At 65.0% G+C, this 18,933-nt stretch carries 16 protein-coding genes; 4 read left to right on the forward strand and 12 right to left on the reverse strand.

Annotation, left to right across the window (positions count from 1 at the left end):
- Window positions 1–25: 25 nt before the first annotated feature.
- Together AQZ50_RS13455 and AQZ50_RS13460 are read right to left on the reverse strand one after the other, a co-directional pair.
- Window positions 26–1,021 carry an AraC family transcriptional regulator gene (locus tag AQZ50_RS13455; protein ID WP_067746977.1) on the reverse strand — a complete coding sequence of 332 codons (996 nt, stop codon included), beginning with the start codon at window positions 1,019–1,021 and terminating at the stop codon, window positions 26–28.
- 99 nt (window positions 1,022–1,120) lie between these two features.
- The gene (locus AQZ50_RS13460) at window positions 1,121–2,008 is read right to left on the reverse strand and encodes a fumarylacetoacetate hydrolase family protein (RefSeq protein WP_067747050.1); all 888 of its coding nucleotides are present in this window, start codon (window positions 2,006–2,008) and stop codon (window positions 1,121–1,123) included.
- Window positions 2,009–2,180: 172 nt separating this feature from the next.
- Between AQZ50_RS13460 and AQZ50_RS13465 the strand changes: the two genes are divergently transcribed.
- Window positions 2,181–2,984 carry an acetoacetate decarboxylase family protein gene (locus AQZ50_RS13465; protein ID WP_067746978.1) on the forward strand — a complete coding sequence of 268 codons (804 nt, stop codon included), beginning with the start codon at window positions 2,181–2,183 and terminating at the stop codon, window positions 2,982–2,984.
- On the opposite strand, the gene AQZ50_RS13470 is transcribed toward AQZ50_RS13465, so the two are convergent.
- The gene (locus tag AQZ50_RS13470) at window positions 2,981–3,886 is read right to left on the reverse strand and encodes a pirin family protein (RefSeq protein ID WP_067746979.1); all 906 of its coding nucleotides are present in this window, start codon (window positions 3,884–3,886) and stop codon (window positions 2,981–2,983) included. The genes AQZ50_RS13465 and AQZ50_RS13470 overlap by 4 nt on opposite strands.
- Window positions 3,887–3,903: 17 nt before the next feature.
- Window positions 3,904–4,617 (reverse strand): pirin family protein, encoded by a 714-nt coding sequence (locus tag AQZ50_RS13475; protein ID WP_067746980.1) that lies wholly within the window; start codon window positions 4,615–4,617, stop codon window positions 3,904–3,906.
- 381 nt (window positions 4,618–4,998) lie between these two features.
- Between AQZ50_RS13475 and AQZ50_RS13480 the strand changes: the two genes are divergently transcribed.
- Complete coding sequence (locus AQZ50_RS13480) at window positions 4,999–5,919, forward strand: LysR family transcriptional regulator (protein WP_067746981.1); 921 nt, start codon at window positions 4,999–5,001, stop codon at window positions 5,917–5,919.
- 21 nt (window positions 5,920–5,940) lie between these two features.
- On the opposite strand, the gene AQZ50_RS13485 is transcribed toward AQZ50_RS13480, so the two are convergent.
- The 6 genes from AQZ50_RS13485 to AQZ50_RS13510 form a co-directional block, all read right to left on the reverse strand.
- Window positions 5,941–8,280, reverse strand: coding sequence for a TonB-dependent receptor (locus AQZ50_RS13485; RefSeq protein WP_197412488.1), 2,340 nt, complete (start codon window positions 8,278–8,280; stop codon window positions 5,941–5,943).
- A gap of 150 nt (window positions 8,281–8,430) precedes the next feature.
- On the reverse strand, window positions 8,431–9,363 hold the full coding sequence (locus tag AQZ50_RS13490; RefSeq protein WP_082703650.1) for a MurR/RpiR family transcriptional regulator: 933 nt from the start codon (window positions 9,361–9,363) through the stop codon (window positions 8,431–8,433).
- A complete protein-coding gene (locus tag AQZ50_RS13495) occupies window positions 9,344–10,015 on the reverse strand; it encodes a cysteine hydrolase family protein (protein ID WP_197412489.1) in 672 nt (223 codons plus the stop codon). Before AQZ50_RS13495 ends, AQZ50_RS13490 begins: the two co-directional genes overlap by 20 nt.
- Window positions 10,012–10,800, reverse strand: a complete 789-nt coding sequence (locus AQZ50_RS13500) for an N-formylglutamate amidohydrolase (RefSeq protein ID WP_067746984.1) — start codon at window positions 10,798–10,800, stop codon at window positions 10,012–10,014. The genes AQZ50_RS13495 and AQZ50_RS13500 overlap by 4 nt, the downstream gene beginning before the upstream one ends.
- The gene (locus AQZ50_RS13505) at window positions 10,784–12,067 is read right to left on the reverse strand and encodes a type I glutamate--ammonia ligase (RefSeq protein WP_067746985.1); all 1,284 of its coding nucleotides are present in this window, start codon (window positions 12,065–12,067) and stop codon (window positions 10,784–10,786) included. The genes AQZ50_RS13500 and AQZ50_RS13505 overlap by 17 nt, the downstream gene beginning before the upstream one ends.
- A complete protein-coding gene (locus AQZ50_RS13510; RefSeq protein ID WP_197412490.1) occupies window positions 12,067–13,524 on the reverse strand; it encodes an APC family permease in 1,458 nt (485 codons plus the stop codon). Before AQZ50_RS13510 ends, AQZ50_RS13505 begins: the two co-directional genes overlap by 1 nt.
- Window positions 13,525–13,825: 301 nt before the next feature.
- On the opposite strand from AQZ50_RS13510, the gene AQZ50_RS13515 reads away from it, so the two are divergent.
- Both AQZ50_RS13515 and AQZ50_RS13520 read left to right on the forward strand, forming a co-directional pair.
- Window positions 13,826–14,653, forward strand: coding sequence for a cyclase family protein (locus AQZ50_RS13515; protein ID WP_067746987.1), 828 nt, complete (start codon window positions 13,826–13,828; stop codon window positions 14,651–14,653).
- Between the two features lie 30 nt (window positions 14,654–14,683).
- Window positions 14,684–15,085: a carboxymuconolactone decarboxylase family protein gene (locus AQZ50_RS13520; RefSeq protein WP_067746988.1), complete on the forward strand. Its 402-nt coding sequence runs from the start codon at window positions 14,684–14,686 to the stop codon at window positions 15,083–15,085.
- Here AQZ50_RS13520 and AQZ50_RS13525 read toward each other — a convergent pair.
- Both AQZ50_RS13525 and AQZ50_RS13530 read right to left on the reverse strand, forming a co-directional pair.
- Window positions 15,082–16,719: a trimethylamine N-oxide permease gene (locus AQZ50_RS13525; protein ID WP_067747052.1), complete on the reverse strand. Its 1,638-nt coding sequence runs from the start codon at window positions 16,717–16,719 to the stop codon at window positions 15,082–15,084. The two genes, AQZ50_RS13520 and AQZ50_RS13525, sit on opposite strands and share 4 nt — an antisense overlap.
- 36 nt (window positions 16,720–16,755) lie before the next feature.
- Window positions 16,756–18,921 (reverse strand): trimethylamine N-oxide demethylase, encoded by a 2,166-nt coding sequence (locus AQZ50_RS13530; RefSeq protein WP_067746989.1) that lies wholly within the window; start codon window positions 18,919–18,921, stop codon window positions 16,756–16,758.
- Window positions 18,922–18,933: the final 12 nt, after the last annotated feature.

An 18,933-nucleotide genomic window follows, 5' to 3' on the forward strand; every position in this document is an offset into this window, starting at 1 on the left:
CCGGCGCACCCCTTCTTTTTTGCAGTTACCCCCGGCACGCCCTCGGGCTGCGGCCATAGTGGCGCGAGAACGCCCGGCTGAAGCTCGCGCTTTCGGCATAGCCCACCGTCAGGGCAACGTCTGCCACGCTGCGACTGGTTTCGCGCAGCATGCGTTCGGCGGCGACCATCCTGTGTTCATCGAGCAGCACGCGCCAACCTGTCCCCGCAGCGCGCAGGCGGCGGTGCAGCGTGGGCTGCGACAGGCCGAGACGGGCCGCGACTTCGGTCACTTGCGGCGGGCGGTCGAGCGGGGCATGGGCGATCATCGCCTTGACCCGCTCGGTCAGGCTGCCTTCGTGGCCAGCCCCGGCGCGACGGCGCAAATGGTCTTCCAGAATCGGATGCAGCACGGGGCTGAGCACGCGGCCGCGATGCGCGAGGTGCCGTTCCGGAAAAACCAGCAGGTTGGTATCCTGTTCAAAGAACACGTCGCAGCCGAAATAGTCGCGATAGACACCGTAAGGCCCCGCGCGCTCGTGCTCAAAGCGCACTTCGGACAATTCGATCGCGCCGCCGGTATATTGCCGCGCCAGGCTGAACATCGCGCTGATCGAATATTCCGCGTCCTGCCGCCGAAACGGCAGCGCGGGATCGACGACTTTGTATTCGAACATCGCAAACGGCCCCTCGACGGCAAAGCGATTGCGCGAGGCTTGCTGCATGGTGTCGAGATAGCGGGTAAAGCTGGCAAAGGCGCCGCGCAAATCGGGCGCGCTGAGGAACAGAAAGCTCAAGGGGCCGATACTGTCAGACCCGACCAGCCGCCCGGCGTGAAGCCCGAAGGCGGGATTGCGCGCCAGCACCGAGGCGCGCTCGAAAAAGATCAGGAAGGTTTCGAGCGGGATTTCGACATCGGCGCCCTCGATGGCGTCGCGATCGAGCCCCACTTCGCCAAGCAGATCCGCCGCCGACCGCCCCGTCAGTTCGAGGCAGTTGGCAACGTGACGCAGGAATTGTGCCGCGATGACCGGTTGACCCATCGCGGCACCATGTCGCGGCGTTGCCCCTGTGGCAACGCCGATATGCCTTTGATGATGTCCGGCACCGGACCGGTGCCCGACATCACAGACAAAGCCCTCTTACTTCTTGTCGAGCGCGGATTCGTAGAATGCCGCGCCTTGCCCGCCTGCCGCGCGCTTGCCGCGATGTTCCCAGTCGCCGCCCATCGCGGTCGAGATCACTTCTTCGGACTCGGTCGGCTGTGCGCCGCAATCGTCGCGGATCGGCGTCGGGCCATGGACGATGGTGTTCGACAGGCGGCCCAGCCCTTCGACTTCGACATCGACCACATCACCGGGCTGGACCGGGCGGCTGTTGGCGGGCGTGCCGGACAACAGCACATCGCCCGGTTCGAGCGTGATCGTCCGCGCGATGTCGGCGACCAGATAATGCATGTCCCATTCCATGTTGGCGGTGGTGTCTTCCTGGCGCAATTCCCCGTTGACATACGTGCGGATCATCTTGTCGCGGAAATCCCAGCCGGTGACGAGGCCGGGGCCGATCGGGCAGAGCGTGTCGGAGCCCTTGACGCGCAGCATCGAGCCGGCATCGGTATCGCGGAAATCGTGCAGGCCGTAATCGTTGGAAACGCTGTAGCCGAGGATATAGTCGCCCGCTTCGTCCGGCGAAATATTGCGCGCCGTCTTGCCGATGACGATGGCGATTTCGCCTTCGTAATTCAGCCACTTGCAGCGTTCGGGGCGAACCACCGCGCCCTTGTGCGTGTTGAGCGCGGTCACCGGCTTCTGAAAATAGGTCGGCGCGGCCGGCAGCTTCGTGATGAATTCCTGCACCCGGCTGTGATAGTTCAAATGGACACAGATGATCTTTGACGGGTTGCACGGCGCCAGATGCACCGCCTCATCGACGCCGACGCTGCGCCCGTCGCGCGTTACCAGTTCATCGCCATGGCGCGTGGCCAGGATCGGATAGCCGTCGAGCAGGATGCGGCGGTATTCGGTAGTCATGGGCGGGGATCCCTTTGTGTCCATTCGTCCCGCCCTTCATAACCCGACGCAAGGGCAATTGGCTTTGGCCGTTGCGGCCAAGCTTGCGCGCGCCAATGCGATAGAACCACCGCGACCATGGCCGCGCGATCCCGATTTCCCCGTGAGGCCGCACCAGCACAACGAGGCAAACATGAGTGACCTGAAGGGCCTGTTCTATCCGCGCACCCCGACCGGCAAGGCGAGCATCGTCCCGCCGGTGCCGTGGCACTATTCGGGCGAACTGATCACGCTCGAATATCGCACCGACCCGGCCAAAGTGGCCGCGCTCCTGCCCGAAGGCTTTACGCTGGCCGACGAAGACCCCGGCGCGGTCGCCGCGATCTGGGCCGACTGGCAATCGACCAGCGACGATCCGACGCAAATCCTCGATCCGGTGCGCGTGCAGTACAAGGAAATGTTCATAGTCGTGCGCTGCAAGTTTCAGGGCAAGACCTGGTCGCGCTGCGTCTATATCTGGGTGGACAAGGACTTTGCCATGCTGCGCGGGCAGCATCAGGGCTATCCCAAAAAGCTCGGCAGCATCCACATGAGCCGCCCCGTCGTCGTCGGCAAGGCCGGCCCGCGCCTCGAAACCGGCGGCACCTTCGGCGTCACGCTCGCCGCATCCGACCGTCGCCTCGCCGAAGGGCGCTTTACGATCACCGGCCCCGCCGATGCCCCCGGCTTCGTCAACGGCCTGCCCATGGCGCACAACCGCTGGCTCCCCACGATCGAAACCGACGGCACGCAAAGCCTCGACGAAGTCGTCACGATGGCGAGCTTCGACGTCGAACGCGGCCGCTGTTTCAAGGGCGATTTCGACCTGGCGTACTTCGATTCGCCGGTCGAAGAGTTGCTCGACATCGCACCGCACGAAAAGATCGCCGGATACTGGCACGAAATCGGCGTGTCCTGGCGCGCAGGCACCACGCTGGCGCGCAACAATCTGGTTTAAACCAGCCGCACTCCGGGCACGTCGGGCGGCAGGGGGATGAATTCGTCATCCCCCGCAACGCCGTCAAAACGCCCCGCGCGCCAATCTGCCTTGGCCGCCTCGATCCGCTCGGGCCGCGACGAGACGAAATTCCACCAGACATAGCGTCGTTCGGGAAATGGCTCGCCACCAACCAGCATCAGCCGACTGGGCATATCGGCAGCGAGCACCACTTCCGCGCCGGGTTTGAGCACGACCAGTTGCCCGGCGGCAAATGCACCCTCCTGCCCTTCGACGCGTACCGCGCCCGACACCACATAGACCGCGCGTTCGACATGGGCCGCGCCAAAGGCATAGCGCCCGCCCGCCGCCAGCATCAACTCGGCCAGGATCATGTCCGAGGCGGTCTCGACCGGCGCAGTCATCCCATCCGCCACCCCCGCCAGCAAGGCCAGACGCACCCCGCGATCCTCTGCCACGGGCAGCGCCTGGGCGGGATAATGGCGGAACGACGGGGCGATTTCCTCTTGCGCAACGGGCAGCGCGACCCACAGCTGAATCGCATGGAGCCGCGCCCCCACCCCGCGCGCGGCGGGCGGGGTGCGCTCGGAATGAACGATGCCGCGCCCGGCGGTCATCCAGTTGACGGCGCCGGGGCGGATCGGCTGGACATGGCCCAGCGAATCGCGGTGCAGGATTTCGCCCTCGATCAGATGGGTGATCGTGGCGAGCCCGATATGCGGATGGGGCCGGACATCGAGCGCCCGATCCCCGGTGAAGGCGATCGGGCCAAGCTCATCGAGAAAGATGAACGGCCCGACCATGCGCCGATGGACCGCGGGCAGCGCGCGCCGCACGGTAAACCCGTCGCCGAGGTCGCGCAGCGGCGGAACGATCACGGCTTCGACAGCGGCATCGGACATGGTCGGGCCTCCCGGCTTTACAGTGTGTCTACCAGCACGACTTCGGCCTCGTCGAGCGCGGTAATCGTGATGGTTTCTTCGTCCGCTATGGCCAGACCATCGCGCGTGCCGGCTTCGACGCCGTTGACGACGATCCGCCCGGTCGCCGGGACCAGATAGCCCTTGCGCTCGGCACCCAATGGATACGTCACGCTTTCCCCGGCGCGGATCGTGCCCGCAACCAGCCGCGCCTCGGTACGGATCGGCAGGGCTTCCCCCCCGCCACCGGGCAAGTCATCGGCATAGCCCGAGGCGAGCACGACCAATTGCCCGGCGCGATCGCCCTTGGGAAACTGACGCGCGCCCCAGGCGGGCTGTTCGCCCCGCCGTGTCGGCATGATCCAGATCTGGAACAGCGTGGTCGCCTCATCCTCGATGTTGTATTCGGCGTGCGTGATGCCGGTGCCCGCGCTCATCACTTGCACATCGCCGGCCGCCGTGCGCCCCTTGTTGCCCAGGCTGTCCTGATGCGTGATGGCGCCGGTGCGGACATACGTCACGATTTCCATGTCGCGATGCGGATGCGGCGGAAAGCCGCTTTGCGCCGCGATCGTGTCATCGTTCCACACGCGCAGATTGCCCCAGTTCATCCGCGCCGGGTCGTGATAGTCGGCAAAGGAAAAGTGATGGCGGGCGTCGAGCCAGCCATGATTGGCATGGCCGATAGCGGCAAAGGGACGCAGTTCGATCATCCGATGTCTCCGATATGCCGGGGATCTGTCCCCCGGCGATTGCCCCCAATCTAGGGCGTAAACTCATAAACCACACCATCGAGGTTTGAGGCCAAAAGGCCCAGCGCGAGGCGGATAGGTGCAGGAATAGTGGTTTTATTTCAAACCTATCCAACGCTGCGATGGGCCTTTTGGGTCAAATCCCGAAGGGACGGCAAAATGGCTTCCATCTCGAACAGAAATGCGCTGGCAAAGGCAACCAGCCTTCGCGGCGCGCATTTCCGCCCGATATGTTCGCCATTTTGCCGCCTCGATGGCGTGGTTTATGAGTTTACGCCCTAGGGATTGGCTTTTGCAGGAAAATGGCAATGATGGAACTTCACTGGTGAAGGATTTTTATCGATGAACCTGCCCGATCTCGAAGCCTGGGCAATTTTCGGCAAAGTGGTCGATCTCGGTTCGTTCGCCGCCACTGCCGACGCGCTGGGGCTGTCGCGCCCGACCGTGTCCAAGGCGATCAGCCGGCTTGAAGCGCGCCTCGGCGTGCCGCTGCTTCACCGCACCAGCCGCCGCATCGTCCTGACCGAAAGCGGGCGCGCCGCGCTCGACCGTGCACGGCGCATTCTGGCCGATGGCGAAGCCGCCGAGGCCGGCGCGCGGGCCGAGGGCGAGATACCGCGCGGGCTGGTCCGGCTGGCCCTGCCGATGAGTTTCGGGTTGCGCCATGTCGTGCCGATCCTGCCCGAATTCCTCGCACGCCATGGCGAAGTGTCGATCGATCTCGATTTGTCCGACGCGCGCGTCGATGTCGTGGGTGGCGGGCATGACCTTGTCGTGCGTATCGCAGGGCTTGCCGATTCATCGCTGCGCGCGCGGCGGCTTGGCACTGTGCGCCGCCCGCTCGTTGCCGCGCCGGCCTATCTGGCGCGCCACGGCGTGCCCCGGCACCCGCGCGAGCTTTCGGCGCACAGCGCGCTGCTCTACACCAATCTCGACAGCCCGGCGCACTGGCGCTTTACCCATGCGACCGAGGGCGACTACGTCGTGACGATGCAGGGCCGGCTTGCCGCCAACAACGCCGACGCGCTGACCCCTGCGCTGCTTGCGGGCGAAGGTCTTGCCGTCCAGCCCGATTTCATGGTCTGGGATCACCTGGCCGGCGGCGCGCTCGTCGAAGTCATGCCCGACTGGCGCGCGCCCGACATTGCGCTCAGCCTGGTCACCCCGCCCGGTCGCGAACGCCCCGCGCGCGTGCGCGTCCTGATCGATTTCCTTGCCCGCCGCCTCGCTGCCGCGCCATGGAACCACACGACGGCAGCCTGAACGGTCGATCAGAAGCGCCGATCAGAAACGGTAACCGACATCGAACCCGAACGTGCGCGGCTGATTGGTAGAGGCGCGCATCAGCGCCGGCATGTTGAACTGGAAACTGGTGTTGTTGATCGAATAGATCGCGTGTTTGTTGGTCACATTGTCGACGAACAGTGCCAGCGTCATCGGGCCCTTTTCAAGGCTCGTGCGGAAATTGACCAGATTGTAGGTCGGGATGTCATAGTAGAAATAGGCCTGATCCTTGACCGGCCCGACGAACACGTCGCTGATGCGGGTGACCAGCGTCGCATCCTTGCCCACTTCGTGCGCATAGACCACCGATCCGTTGACGGTATATTTCGGCACATTGAGGATCGGCAGCGGCGCCACCAGCCCGGTCTGCGCGTTGACCTTGTCGATCGAGGCGGCAATGTAATTCCCGCTGAGCGTCAAAGTCAGCGATTTGGTCACTTGCGCGGTGATTTCGGTTTCGGGGCCATAGCTGTGCCCTTTGCCCGCGTTCGCGGTATAGAGATAGCCGCAGGTCAGCGCGACATTCTGCTGCACGTTCTGCCAGGACAGATAGAACAGGCTGCTGTTGATCGTCAGTCGGCCGCCGGCCAGCCGTGCCTTTTCCCCGACTTCGTAGTTCCAGATCGAATCCGGGCCAAACGAATGCGGCACCTGGTTAAGCCCGACCGCCTGCAGCGAGGCGAGGCACGATCCCGGCCCCGATACCGGCACCGACTGGTTCACCCCGCCCGGACGAAAGCCCTTGGCGATCGTGCCGTACAAAGTGAGATCGCGGCTGGGGGTATAGGACAAGTTGAACTTCGGATTGAAGCCGTGATCTTTCGCCTCGATATATTCGACGAGATGGTCGGCAGTCCCGGTCTGCGACGCGATGCCCCACTGATCGTTGGTCATCGTCGACTTGTAGTTGAAATAGCGCACCCCGGCGGTGAACTTGAGTTCGGGCGAAAACTTGTACGAAGCCTCGCCAAACGCCGCATATTGGATGATGTGATAGGGATTGTTGGAATCGAACAGAATCCCGTCGGGGTTCGTGCCCGCCGGGGAGAGGCCGGACAGCGCCGGATTGGCGCTGAGCTCGATCCAGGTCGAATGAAAATCGCTGTAGAACAGCCCGGCCACCCATTGCAGCGGGCTGGTGCCGGTTGATGCCAGGCGCACTTCCTCGCTGAACTGATGCGACGGGTCGACCTCGCTATAGGGTACGGGCACGTAAGAGCTCAGCCCGAACAAGTTGTAGACCGATTCCGAGGCATCCTGCGTCTGGCTGAGATTCCGCTTCCAATACGATGTCGCGCTGGTCAGGCTGACCCCGTCAAAGGCATACGTCGCGCTGAGCGAGCCGATCGTGACGACATCGCGAATGGGTTCTGCGGTATCGACAGCCGAATAGTGCGCCATGCGGGTCGAGCCCGGCGGGATGTCGAATTCGTCATAGCCGCCCTGGCGAATCAACTGCCAGAAGAACGTGCCGACCAGCTTCAGCCGGTCGGTGGGCTGAAGCAGCAGCGAGGCGCGCACGTTCTGAAGATCGACGTCGTTGACATCGTGATAGGTCCTGGCAACCGGCGCATGGGCCACATCGCCGCGTGTGCAGCCATTGAACGGAGCGCAGTTCGGGTTGGTTTCGGCGGGAAAATCGGACAGGACGACCCGGTCGATCCAGCCGCTGCGATGCTTGTCGGTCGCCACCACGCGCAAGGCGGCATTGGCGCCCAGCGGCAGGTTGATCATCGCGCTGCCGCCGCCGTTGATCCCGCCGCTTTGCGTCGCCGAAATGTTGCCGTCGACGGCGGCGTGAATGCCGCTGGGATCGGGTTCGTTGGTCACCAGCTTGACCGTGCCGCCCATCGAACCCGAACCATAGAGCGTGCCCTGCGGCCCGCGCAGCACTTCGACGCGCTTGAGATCGAACAAATCGGGATCGATCACCACTTTGCCGACTTGCGCGGCGGCGGGCGGGTTAAGCGGGGTATCATCGAGATAAAAGCCCACCGTCGGCGACGATCCGCCCGACGAGGCGAGCCCGCGCGCCTCAAGCTCGGTCTGGCCCGGCCCCGCGCTGCGCGTCGACAGGCCCGGCGTCGACTGGATCACCGCCATCATCTGCGTGATCCCGCGCGCGGCGAGCTGTTCGCCCGAAATCGCGGTCATGCTGATCGGCGTGCTCTGTACGGTCGAAGCGCGCTTTTCCGCAGTCACCACGATTTCGGCATTGGCGCCGCTTGCCCCAGACGTCGAATCGGCCGGGGCATCGGCGGAGGCGGGCTGGGCCAGCAGCGCCGTGGTGGACATGGCTATGGCGAGCAGCGCACGGCGGCGCGAGTGACAAGGACGCATGAACATCGGATGCCTGACCCCGTTGAATGAACAGATGACCGCGCGCGGCGCCATCGCTGTCCAAAGTGTATGGGGCGTTACAGCATACCGGAAATTCTTTTTAAGCTGTATCATATATTCCAGCGCGCGGGCGCTGCGCCGCCAGACCGCTCAGAGCGGGTCCGATGATCCTTCGAGATAGCTGCGGATCGATTCCATCCTTTCGATCCGCGCCTTGATCTCGGACCAGCGCGCGATGCTGAGATACGTCATGATCGTTTCGACCAGCGCGCTGAGCGAAGTCATCGATTCCCAGCTCGACAGGCCGTCGGTCCTGATCGACACGACATGGTCGGCGACGGCGGCCACCGGCGAGAGGTAAATATCGGTGATCAGGATGATTTCGGCGCCGCGCCGCGCCGCTTCCTTGGCAAAGCGCACGACATCGGGCTGATAGCCGCGAATGTCGAACACCACGAACACGTCGCGCCGCGTCACATCGATCAGGTATTCCGGCCAGCGCGCCGTCGGGCCCGTCACTTGTTCCACATCGCGGCGCACTTCGCGCAATTGCAGCGCGAGCTGGGACGCCGCGCACGACGTGAACCGGCCGCCGATGATCGTTACCGGGCGGCGCGGATTGCCGAGTACGGCGCCGATCGCCGTATATGTCGCGCGCGGAATCGATTTCAGCGTCTCGTCCACCGTGCGCACCAGCGAGCGCCGGAACCGGTCGAGCAAATCATCGACCTCGTCCCCACCCTCGGGCACGGCGCTCGCTTCAAAATCCGCCTCCGGGGCAGCCGCGATCGCATCGGCAGGCGCGATGCGCATTCGCGCGGCCAGTTCGTCGCGCAACCGCTGCTGAAATTCGCCATAACTGCCAAAGCCGAGCTTGGCGACAAGCCGCAGCACGGTCGGCCCGCTGACCCCGGCATCGTGGGCCAGCGCGCTGACCGTCTGAAGCCCGGCGACCGGATAATTGGCAAGCAGGACTCCGGCGCATTTGCGCTCGGTCGGAGTCAGCGTGCCGATCCCTTCGCGAATCGCGGCGGCCACACTCTGCGGCGCGGTCGCACGGGGGTCAGACTGGGTTATCGGCATTCACACGGTACTCCGCCAGTTCGGCGACGATCTGCTCCGTGGTCACCTGACGGCTGTAACCGCGCGAATTGCGCAGCGAAGAGACATGCCGTTCCTCGCTGTGCGTCGCGCAGGCATCGGTCACCGTAGTCACCAGATAGCCGATATCGCACGCATCGCGCACCGCCGAATCCACGCATTGATCCGTCAGACAACCGGCGACGATCAGATAGCGCGTGCCGAGATTGCGCAGGATATAGTCAAGGTTGGTCGAAATGAACACCGATGACGACGTCTTGGGAAAGACCATCTCGTCGGGTCCGGGCAAGAGATCATCGACCATCTTTGCGTCCCACGATCCCGGGGGCACGTGGAATCCGGTGACCTTGTAATCGAGCCCGCGATCGCGCCCGTCCCGGGTCAGGCTTTCGATCACGGTATAGATCACTTCGACCCCGGCCTCGCGCGCGGCGGCACGCAGGCGCACCATGTTGGGCAGCGCGGTTTCGCGCAGCGTGCGCAGGAAATAGCCCAGCTTTGCCTCGCGCTCGGCCGGATCGAGCCCGGCATATTCGCTCCCGCGCGGGTCGCAGCCGTAATTCTGCACATCGACAAACAGCAAGGCCGCTTCGGACGGTTTGACCGGGACATCGCGGCTCGTGATCGTGGTCACAGACATTCTCCTGAAAAAAGGGTTCGCGCGCGGATGAGCGCTTGGGACAGGCGATGGGCCCACGCATCCTGCATCGCCGGCTCGGCGATCAGATCCTGGCGCAATTCGACCAGGGCACAGGGCATGCGGCCCTCGGCATGAACGGGCACGGTGTAATCGCTGTCCGCGCTCATCGCGTAAGGCTCGTTTTCGGTGATCAGGCAGTCGCCCGGTTCGCGCAGCGCGGTGGCCAGCGCCCGGGCGAAACGATCGTCGCGATCATAGAGCACGGCGGCGTGCATCGACCGGCTGACACCGAGATAGATCGGGGTCATCGAATGCAGCGAAACCAGAATCGTCTCGCGCCCGGCGCGGCGGTCGAGACAGGCGGCGATGGCTGCGTGATAGGGGTCGAAGATCGCCGCACGCCGTGCCGCGCGTTGCGCCGCCGGGATCGCTTCGTTGCCGGGGATCGCGGTCGCCTCGCTCAGCGTGACGATCGAGCTTTCGACCGCAGGATCGCGGTTGCAATCGATCACCAGCCGCGAATAGGTCTGCAACACCAGAGGCGCATCGAGCAGCGCCGACAGCCGCCGCCCCACTCCGGCAATGCCGATGTCGCACGCGATATGGCGATCAAGCTCGGCCGCCGACACGCCCAGATCGCCCAGCGCGCGGGGTATCGCCCGCCCGGCATGATCGCCGGTCAGCACGAAAGGCGAACGTCCATCGAGGCGCAGCGCCTCGACCGGAGCCGGATCGCCGGGGCCGAGCAGCGCGCCCGTCCTGTCAGTATGCAGCGGCATAGCGGTCGCAAATCTCCTGATCGGTCAGGCCGTCGAGCGCGGCGATTTCCGAGCATTTGAGCATGACATAGGCCCCCGCCAGCTCTGCGCCGAGAAACCCGCGCACGGCGTCGGATGTCTCCAGCAGGTCGAGCGCTTCGCCCAGACTGGCGGGCAAGGCGGGCGACGGCGCGGCGGGATCGAGCGAAAGACCGCGCGCGATACCGTCGGCCCCGGCATGGATCAGCGCGCCGAGCGCGAGATAGGGGCTCGCCGTCGCATCGCAGACGCGAAATTCCATGTTGTAGCGCCGCCGCTCCGCCTCGGGATCATCGGCCTTGCTCGCACACAGGCGGATCGCCCGGCCCCGGTCAAACACGCCAACATCGGCCCGCGTCGGCGCCCACTTGCCGGGACGCAGGCGATAATACGACACCACCGACGGCGCCGTCAGCGCGACCAGCGCGGGCAGATGCGCGACGATCCCGGCAACGAACGCTTCGCCCACGTGCGACAGGCCAAGGCGCCGCGCCGGATCGTGCATCACGGCCAGCCCGTCGGCATCGAGCAGGCTGATGTGAATATGCGTGCCGCTGGTCGCGCCATCGGGCGAGAGCATGGGCGCATGGATCGCGCGGTGACCTTGCGCGGCGGCGACCGCACGCGTCAATTCGCGCGCGATTACCGCTTCGTCGGCGGCGCGCGCGCCGATCGTCGGGGCAATCGTCACTTCGAACTGGCTCGGCCCGTTTTCGGCAAGGAACGAATCCGGCGTCAATCCGGCGCGGCGCAAGGCGGCAACCAGTGTCCCGCCAAAGCCGCCGGCTTCGACAAAGGCATCGAAGCGATAGGGCATGCCGGGGCGCTCGGCGATGCCGGTATGGACGAATTCCTGCTCGAACGTCGCATAAGCGCGCAGCCCCGCCGCAGCTTCCAGCGCGGCGAGCCCGCGTGTCAGAAATCCGCGCGGGCAGCAGACCCAGGGCGTGCCCTCCTGCGTCACCAGATCGGCGGGAAACAGCGTCACGTCGGTCCCCGCGATCCCCATCGGCACCAGCGCGCCACACTCCGCCACCGGCTTCAGCACAAGCTCGCCGGTCGTGCCGAACGGCGTCGCATGGATCGGCCCGAATGCCGACATCATGATGTTGGTCGGCGCCAGGCCAAAGCCCGAACGCATCCGCCCGGCCAGATCGGCCATGGGAAAGCCCTTGCCCCGGAAATGGCCGGACAAGTCGCACGTTCCGATAAAGCCGAGCGGCTCGGGCAAGAGGGCAGTCGCGGACATCAGGACGCAGTTCCTTCCAAAGCGGGCACGCGCCGCGCGCGCGGAAAACGATGCAGGATCAATCCCGCGCCCAGCCCGATCCAGCCGAGCACGACATAAGGCCACAACCGGTCGGGATAGGCCGGAACGGGATAGAGCGTATTGTAAAGCGGCCAGCACACGCCGATCGCCCCGGCAAGCCCGATCGCCAGACGGGCCGGGCCGGAGCCGGGTAGCGCCGCGCGCACGGCCTGCCCACCGACGCAAAAGGCCCCGAGCACCGCGCCATAGACCACCATCACGCCAAGCGCGCCGATCGTGCTGGCATAGCCATAGAACCGCCCCGCGCCGACCGCCGGGGCAAACAGGCAGAACGCGGCAAGACAGGCCGTGCCGACCGCAATCACCGCCAGCGCAGGCGTGCCGTGAACCGGATGGACCCGCCCCAGCCCCGGCAGGATTCCGGCACGACCCAGCGCAAAGGCCAGCCGCGCCGCCGCCGTCACCGCGCCCAGCGTGCAGGCAAAGGCCGAGACCGCATTGGCCAGATCGAGCGCGACAGCAAACCATGGCGCGACATAATGCGTGGCCAGCACGTCAAGCGGCGCATCCGCCGCCGCCAGCGAAGCGCCCGGAATATGGGCAAAGCCGATCACTTGCGCCAGCGTGATGATCACGAAAATCATGCCCAGCGTCGCGATCGTCCCGATCATCGCGCGCGGAATGTCGCGGCGCGGATTGGCGGTTTCCTCGCCCAGCGTCGCCGCCCCTTCGAACCCTCCGAACGACAGGAACGCAAAGACGATCGCATAGCCCACGCCCGACCAGCCGCCCCCGCCCCCGCTCGCACTCGCGCGGCCGGGCACAAAGCCATGGGCCAATTCGCGCGCGCCCGGATGGCATGTCACCATGATCACCACGACCAACGCCAGAACCGCGAGCAGCGACACCCCTTCGAGCCAGAGCATCAGCCGTGTCGCCACATCGACATTGCTGTAGGCCAGCGCGGTCGATCCGATCATCGTCGCCATGCCCAGCATGAACCACAGCCGCACCCCGCCGAAACTCACCGGCGGATAGCCCAGCCCCGCCATCGCCGCATCGACGAAATTCCCGGCAAGGCCGCAGCTTCCCGCCGCAAATCCGGCATAGCCGAGCATCAGCACCCAGCCCGCCAATGCGCCGGGACGCGCGCCCAGACTGGCGCCGACAAACGTCATCGCCGACCCGGCGGACGAAATCGCGCGGCTGAATCCGGCAAAGGCCAGCGCGATCGGCACCATGATCACCGCCCCGAGCAGGAACACCAGCGGCACCGCATCGCCAGCGGCCCCCGCCGCCAGCGTCGCATTGAACGCAACCGCCATCGACGGCGCGATCACCGACACCGACAGGCCAATCACCGCCGCCAGACCGAGATGCCCGCCAAGCCGCTCGCCCGCGCGCGGGCCGGAAATGTCGTCGTTGCTGAGGTCCATCGGGCTCGCCTGCATCGCCGGGTACTTGCAAATTCCGGTCAGGTCGGCGAAACGTATTGAATGATACAGAATCTGTCAACACGCGCAAAAGTTGTAATGCCTGAAACGCTCCATGCAGACACCCCTTGCATCGATAGCATGGCAGCGCGTCGTCCGGGCCGCCCTTGCTGCGCCCTCCCGCAAAAAGGCCCTCCCGCAAAAAGGCCCTCCCGCAAAAAGGGATGCAGGCTCTTGCCCATACGTTCGGCCGGGGCGAAACAGGCCCCCGGCATCCATTCCCGGTTTGAAGGAGACCCCCATCATGCGCACCATCTTCCGCATGCCGCTGGCGATCGCCGCATCGCTGTCCATCATGGCGGCAAGCGCGCAGGCCGCGCCCGATTCCGGCGCAGCAGCCTTTGATCAGGCGTACCGGACGCTCCACGCCGGTCGGTTCGTCGACCTCACGCACAGCTTTGCGCCTGGCACGCCGCACTGGAAAGGCATGCCCGACGAACACGTCGAACGCCCTTTCACGATCAAGCACGATCAGTTCAACATCGACATCTTCACCCACCCCGGGCAATGGGGCACCCATGTCGATCCGCCCGCGCACTTCCACGAAGGGCTGCATACGGTCGACCAGATCGATCCGCGCGAATTCCTGCTGCGGCTGGTGGTCATCGACGTGCATGACAAAGTGGCGCGCGATCCCGACTATGTCGTGACGATGGACGATGTGCGCGCGTGGGAAAGCCGCCATGGGCCGATTCCCGAAGGCGCCTTTGTCGCGCTGCGCACCGACTGGTCGCATCGCTGGCCCGACAACGATGCGCTGCAGAATGTCGATGCCAAAGGGGTTGCGCATTATCCGGGATGGAGCCGCCCGGTGCTGACGTATCTGTATGAAACGCGCCACATCACCAGCTCGGGCCATGAAACCACCGACACCGATCCGGGCGTGGCCACGACGCGCGACGACTATTCGCTCGAAAGCTATATTCTGGGCACCAACCATTTCCAGATCGAGCTGCTCGCCAATCTCGATCAGGTGCCCGAAGCGGGCGCGCTGGTCATGGTCAGCTTTCCCAAGCCGGAAAAGGGTTCGGGCTTTCCCGCCCGCGTCGTCGCGATCGTCCCTCAGGATTGATCGCCCCCCACTCTCGATTCAGGAACCGCCATGCCCAAACCGATTGTCTATGCCGATGCCAGCGACGAAGTCCGCGCGGTCTATGATGACATCCGCGCCACGCGAAAGCGCGACTGGATCAACAATTTCTGGCTGGTGATCGCGCATCACCCGGCAACGCTGCGCCGGATCTGGAGCGCGATCAAGGAGGTCATGGGGCGCCCTTCGGCGATCGACCCGCTGACCAAGGAAATGATCTATGTCGCAGTCAGCGCCACCAACAATTGCGCCTATTGCATCGCCTCGCATACCGCCGCCGCGCGCGAAAAGGGCATGACCGACGAACAATTGGGCGAATTGCTGGCGATCGTCGGGCTGGCCAACGAAACCAACCGCCTCGCCATCGGCTGGCAAGTCGAAATCGACGAAGCCTTTCGCGAACCTGCCGCTTAGGGCAAAACCGCCAGCCAGTGACTGACCGCGATGACGGCGATGCCCGCCAGAACGGTCAGATGCGGCAGGTATCCCGCGCCGGTCTTGACGCCGGGTTCGGGCCGCAAGTGCAGGTCTTCAAGCATGTCTTCGGGAAAGCGGCCCTTGTCGACGACATAGTGGCGCCACATGAACACCGGCACGATCAGCGCGACGCAGGCAATCCCGGTGTAAAGCGTGCCCTTGCCCAGCATGTCGGCGCCCACGCCCATCAGGGCGAGATTGACGAACGACAGGATCGTGCCCGCCGCCAGCAAGAGCGTCGGCGCGCGATAGGGCCGTTCCCAGCCGGGCCGATCGAGCCGGTGAATCCACGCCGAATTGAGATTGAGGAAGTTGAACAGGATATAGCAGACGTTCGACACGCCGAGCACGAAGACATAGTCCGACATCGACAGCAGCAGGAGATTGAAGCCGAGATCGGTCCACATCGCCGCCGTCGGCGCACCGGCACGGTTCACCCGGCTGAGATATTTGGGCAACCAGCCGTCCGCCGAAGCCTGATAGAGCGTGCGCGATGACCCGGCCATCGACATGATGATCGCCAGCAGCAGCGCCAGAATCATCATCACCACGATAATATTGCCGATCACCGGGCCGATCACCGGCCCGACCTTGATCATCCCGGCCATCGCCTTGGCCACGCCCATGTTGTTGGCAATTTCGGGCGAAAGCATCCCGTTCAGCCCGAGCACGCCCTGAAAGCTGATCGGGACAAGCGTGAACACGACAATGCACAACAGACCCGAATAGAGGATCGCCTTGAACGTATCCTTGCTGGGATCGCGGAATTCGCGCGTGTAGCAAACCGCCGTCTCGAAGCCATAAGTCGACCAGGCCGCGACAAACAGCCCGCCGAGGAAAATCGAGATCCCCGCCGCGTCCCAATGGCCATTGACCGGGTGCCCTGCGGCATCGTGCGCCAGCGGCACGATCGGCCAAAGATTGTGGCGCGGCATGTCCCCGGTGATCAGCGGGACCAGACCGATCAGCAAAAGCGGCAGCAGCGCGATCACCCCCAGCACGACTTGCGTGCGCGCGGTCGAGCTGATCCCGCGATGCTGGATCGCAAAGGCAATCAGCAAAAACGCCGCGCCGATGATCGCCGTGGCATTGATCCGCAAGGACAACCCCGCCTTGAGGAACGACAGATCGAGCAAAGTCAGATGCCAGGTGTTGATCGCGGCATCCGGCCCGAACAGGATTGACAGCGAAAAACCCGCCGCCAGTCCCGATCCGATCGTCAGCACCGGCGACCAGGCGAGCCAGTTGCACCACACCGAAACCGGCGCAAACAGCTTTGAATAACGCGCCCAGGCAACCGCGCCATAGACCGAGGCCCCGCCCGACTTGTTGGGAAACAGCCCGGCGATTTCGGCATAGCTGAAGGCCTGGACAAACCCGAACAGGATCGAGACCATCCACACCAGCCACGAGGCCATGCCGACCGAGGCGGCAATCGTGCCGATCGAAAACAGCACCAGCGCAGGCACGCCGCTGGCGATCCAGAACGCGCCGGTCCAGTCGATCCCGCGTTGCAGGCCAGCCGTCTCTGCCGGGATGCCGGAACTTTCGGCCTGCGCCACACTTGCCATCATTTGTCCTTCTTGCCGTTGGGCAATAGCGGGGGATCAGGAACGGACGCGCGTCTTGTCCGGATCGTAGTGGGGAAAGCGCACGACTTCGGCGCCGATGCGCTTTTGCTGACCGTCGAGCTTGCCGATGGTCAGCGCAGTGCCGAGCGCGCCCTGGCTGACATCGAGCCGCGCCAGCGCAATGGTCTGCCCCAGAATGGGCGAGCGCGTGGCACTGGTGATCACGCCGACCTGCACGCGACCGGCATAGACCGGATCGCCATGGCCGACATGTTCTGCGCCTTCGATGGCCAGCCCGGCGAGCACGCGCTGCGGATGCTCCCGGCGGCGCGCGAGCGCTTCGGATCCGATAAACGCGCTGCGCTTCGACTTGGGCGCGGCAAAGCCGATCCCGGCTTCGAACGGATCGGTCTGATCGCAGAAGTCATAGCCGGCGAACACCAGCCCCGCCTCGATCCGCAGGATGTCGAGCGCATCGAGCCCACAGGGCAAGATCCCGTGCGGCGCACCGGCTTCGATCAGCGCATCCCACAGATCCGGCGCGCGCGTCGGATGGCACCAGATTTCATAGCCGAGTTCGCCGCTATAGCCGGTGCGCGAAACGACCACCGGAATGTCGCCGATGCGCCCGGTGGTAAAGCGGAACCAGCCCAGTTCGGCAACCGTCGGGCGATGCGCCGGGGTCGTCACCAGCGGAGACAGGATTGCGCGCGACAGCGGCCCTTGCAGCGCGACATTGGAAAGCTGATCGGTCGACGAACGGACCCAGGCCTGCAGCCCCCGTTCGGCGGCCAGTTGCCGCAGCCAGACCCCGCACCAGTCATCGCCGCAAACCCAGCGGAAATTGGTCGGGCCCAGCCGGAACACCGTGCCGTCATCGATCATCCCGCCGGTTTCGTGGCACATCGCGGTATAGACGATCTGCCCGACGGCGAGCTTGGTCATGTCGCGCGTCACGGCCAGATCCATCAGCGCCTCGGCATCGGGGCCGGTCACTTCGAACTTGCGCAATGGCGACAGGTCGATCAGCGCGGCCCGCTGGCGACAGGCCCAGTATTCGGCGATCGCGCCATGATTGGTATAAGCCGTGGGCAGCCAGAATCCGCGATAATCGACCATCTGGCGGGTGAGATCTGTGGTGCGCGGGTGAAATCCGGTCTCGCGGGTGAGCCGGGCGGGTGCGTCTGGTGTCATGCGATGGGCATTGCCGGCGGCGGGCGCGGCACTCCTGTCATAGAGGCGGACGTGAATATCGGTCGGATTCCAGCCATTGGCCGGATCGATGTCGTCGGGGCAGGCCGATGAAGCGCAAACCAGATCGGTCAGCGCGCGCAACAGCACATAGTCGCCCGGTCGCGACCACGGTTCGTCCATCGCGATCGTTTCATCGGCGCCGACGAAGGTGTTGTAAAAGAAGTTGATCGCCGGCCAACCCGCGCGCGGCGCAACGCCATGCGGTTCGAGCGCGCGGTTGAAATTCTCGGTGCAGTTGGGATGCCCGGGATAGCCCTGATCGTCGTAATACCTGGCAGCGCAAGCGAGCAGAAAAGTATCGTGGCGCCCGACGGTATCCTGCACCACTTCGACCAGCGGCCGCAGCCCCGCATCGAAATAGCGCGCATGCAGCCCGGGGCTGGAAAAGCTGCGCCCCATCAGCGTGCGCGTGACTGTCGCATCGATCCCGAGTTCGCGCCCCTGATCGAGCGCGGCGGCATCGAATGCGACAAAGTCCGAACATTGCCGCCCGGCGACATCGATGATCTGGATATAATCGCCCGCCCGCACGCGATAGGCGCGCGCACTCGCCGCCGGCACGCGCAGATCGAGCAGCGGCTCGGCCAAGGGCGGGGGCAAGTCGCTGGCCGGATCGGCGCGCGCGATGCGCACATGCAGATCGGTGGCCGCGTCCTGCGCATCGGGCGCCATCGCCGTGCCGGGGGCCGACAGCGTGCACGACAGCGCCGTCTGCGCGGTAAAGCCATGGTCCGCCCCGGCGGGCGATGCATCGCCAAACAGCGCGATGCGGTCTTCACCTTCGGGCCCGCGCAGCACGAGCACGCCCGGCTGAAGCCCTTCGGGATCGATGATCCGCACCCGGTCGCCCGGAGCAAGATCGAACCGGGCCTCGCCGCCCCCGGAAACGACGATGAGGACGTCTCCGGGGGTCGGGAAAGGCACTTCGGCGAGAGCGGCGCTTGTCATGGAATCGCCTAC

The sequence above is a fragment of the Novosphingobium sp. Fuku2-ISO-50 genome (assembly GCF_001519055.1).
Classification (GTDB): domain Bacteria; phylum Pseudomonadota; class Alphaproteobacteria; order Sphingomonadales; family Sphingomonadaceae; genus Novosphingobium.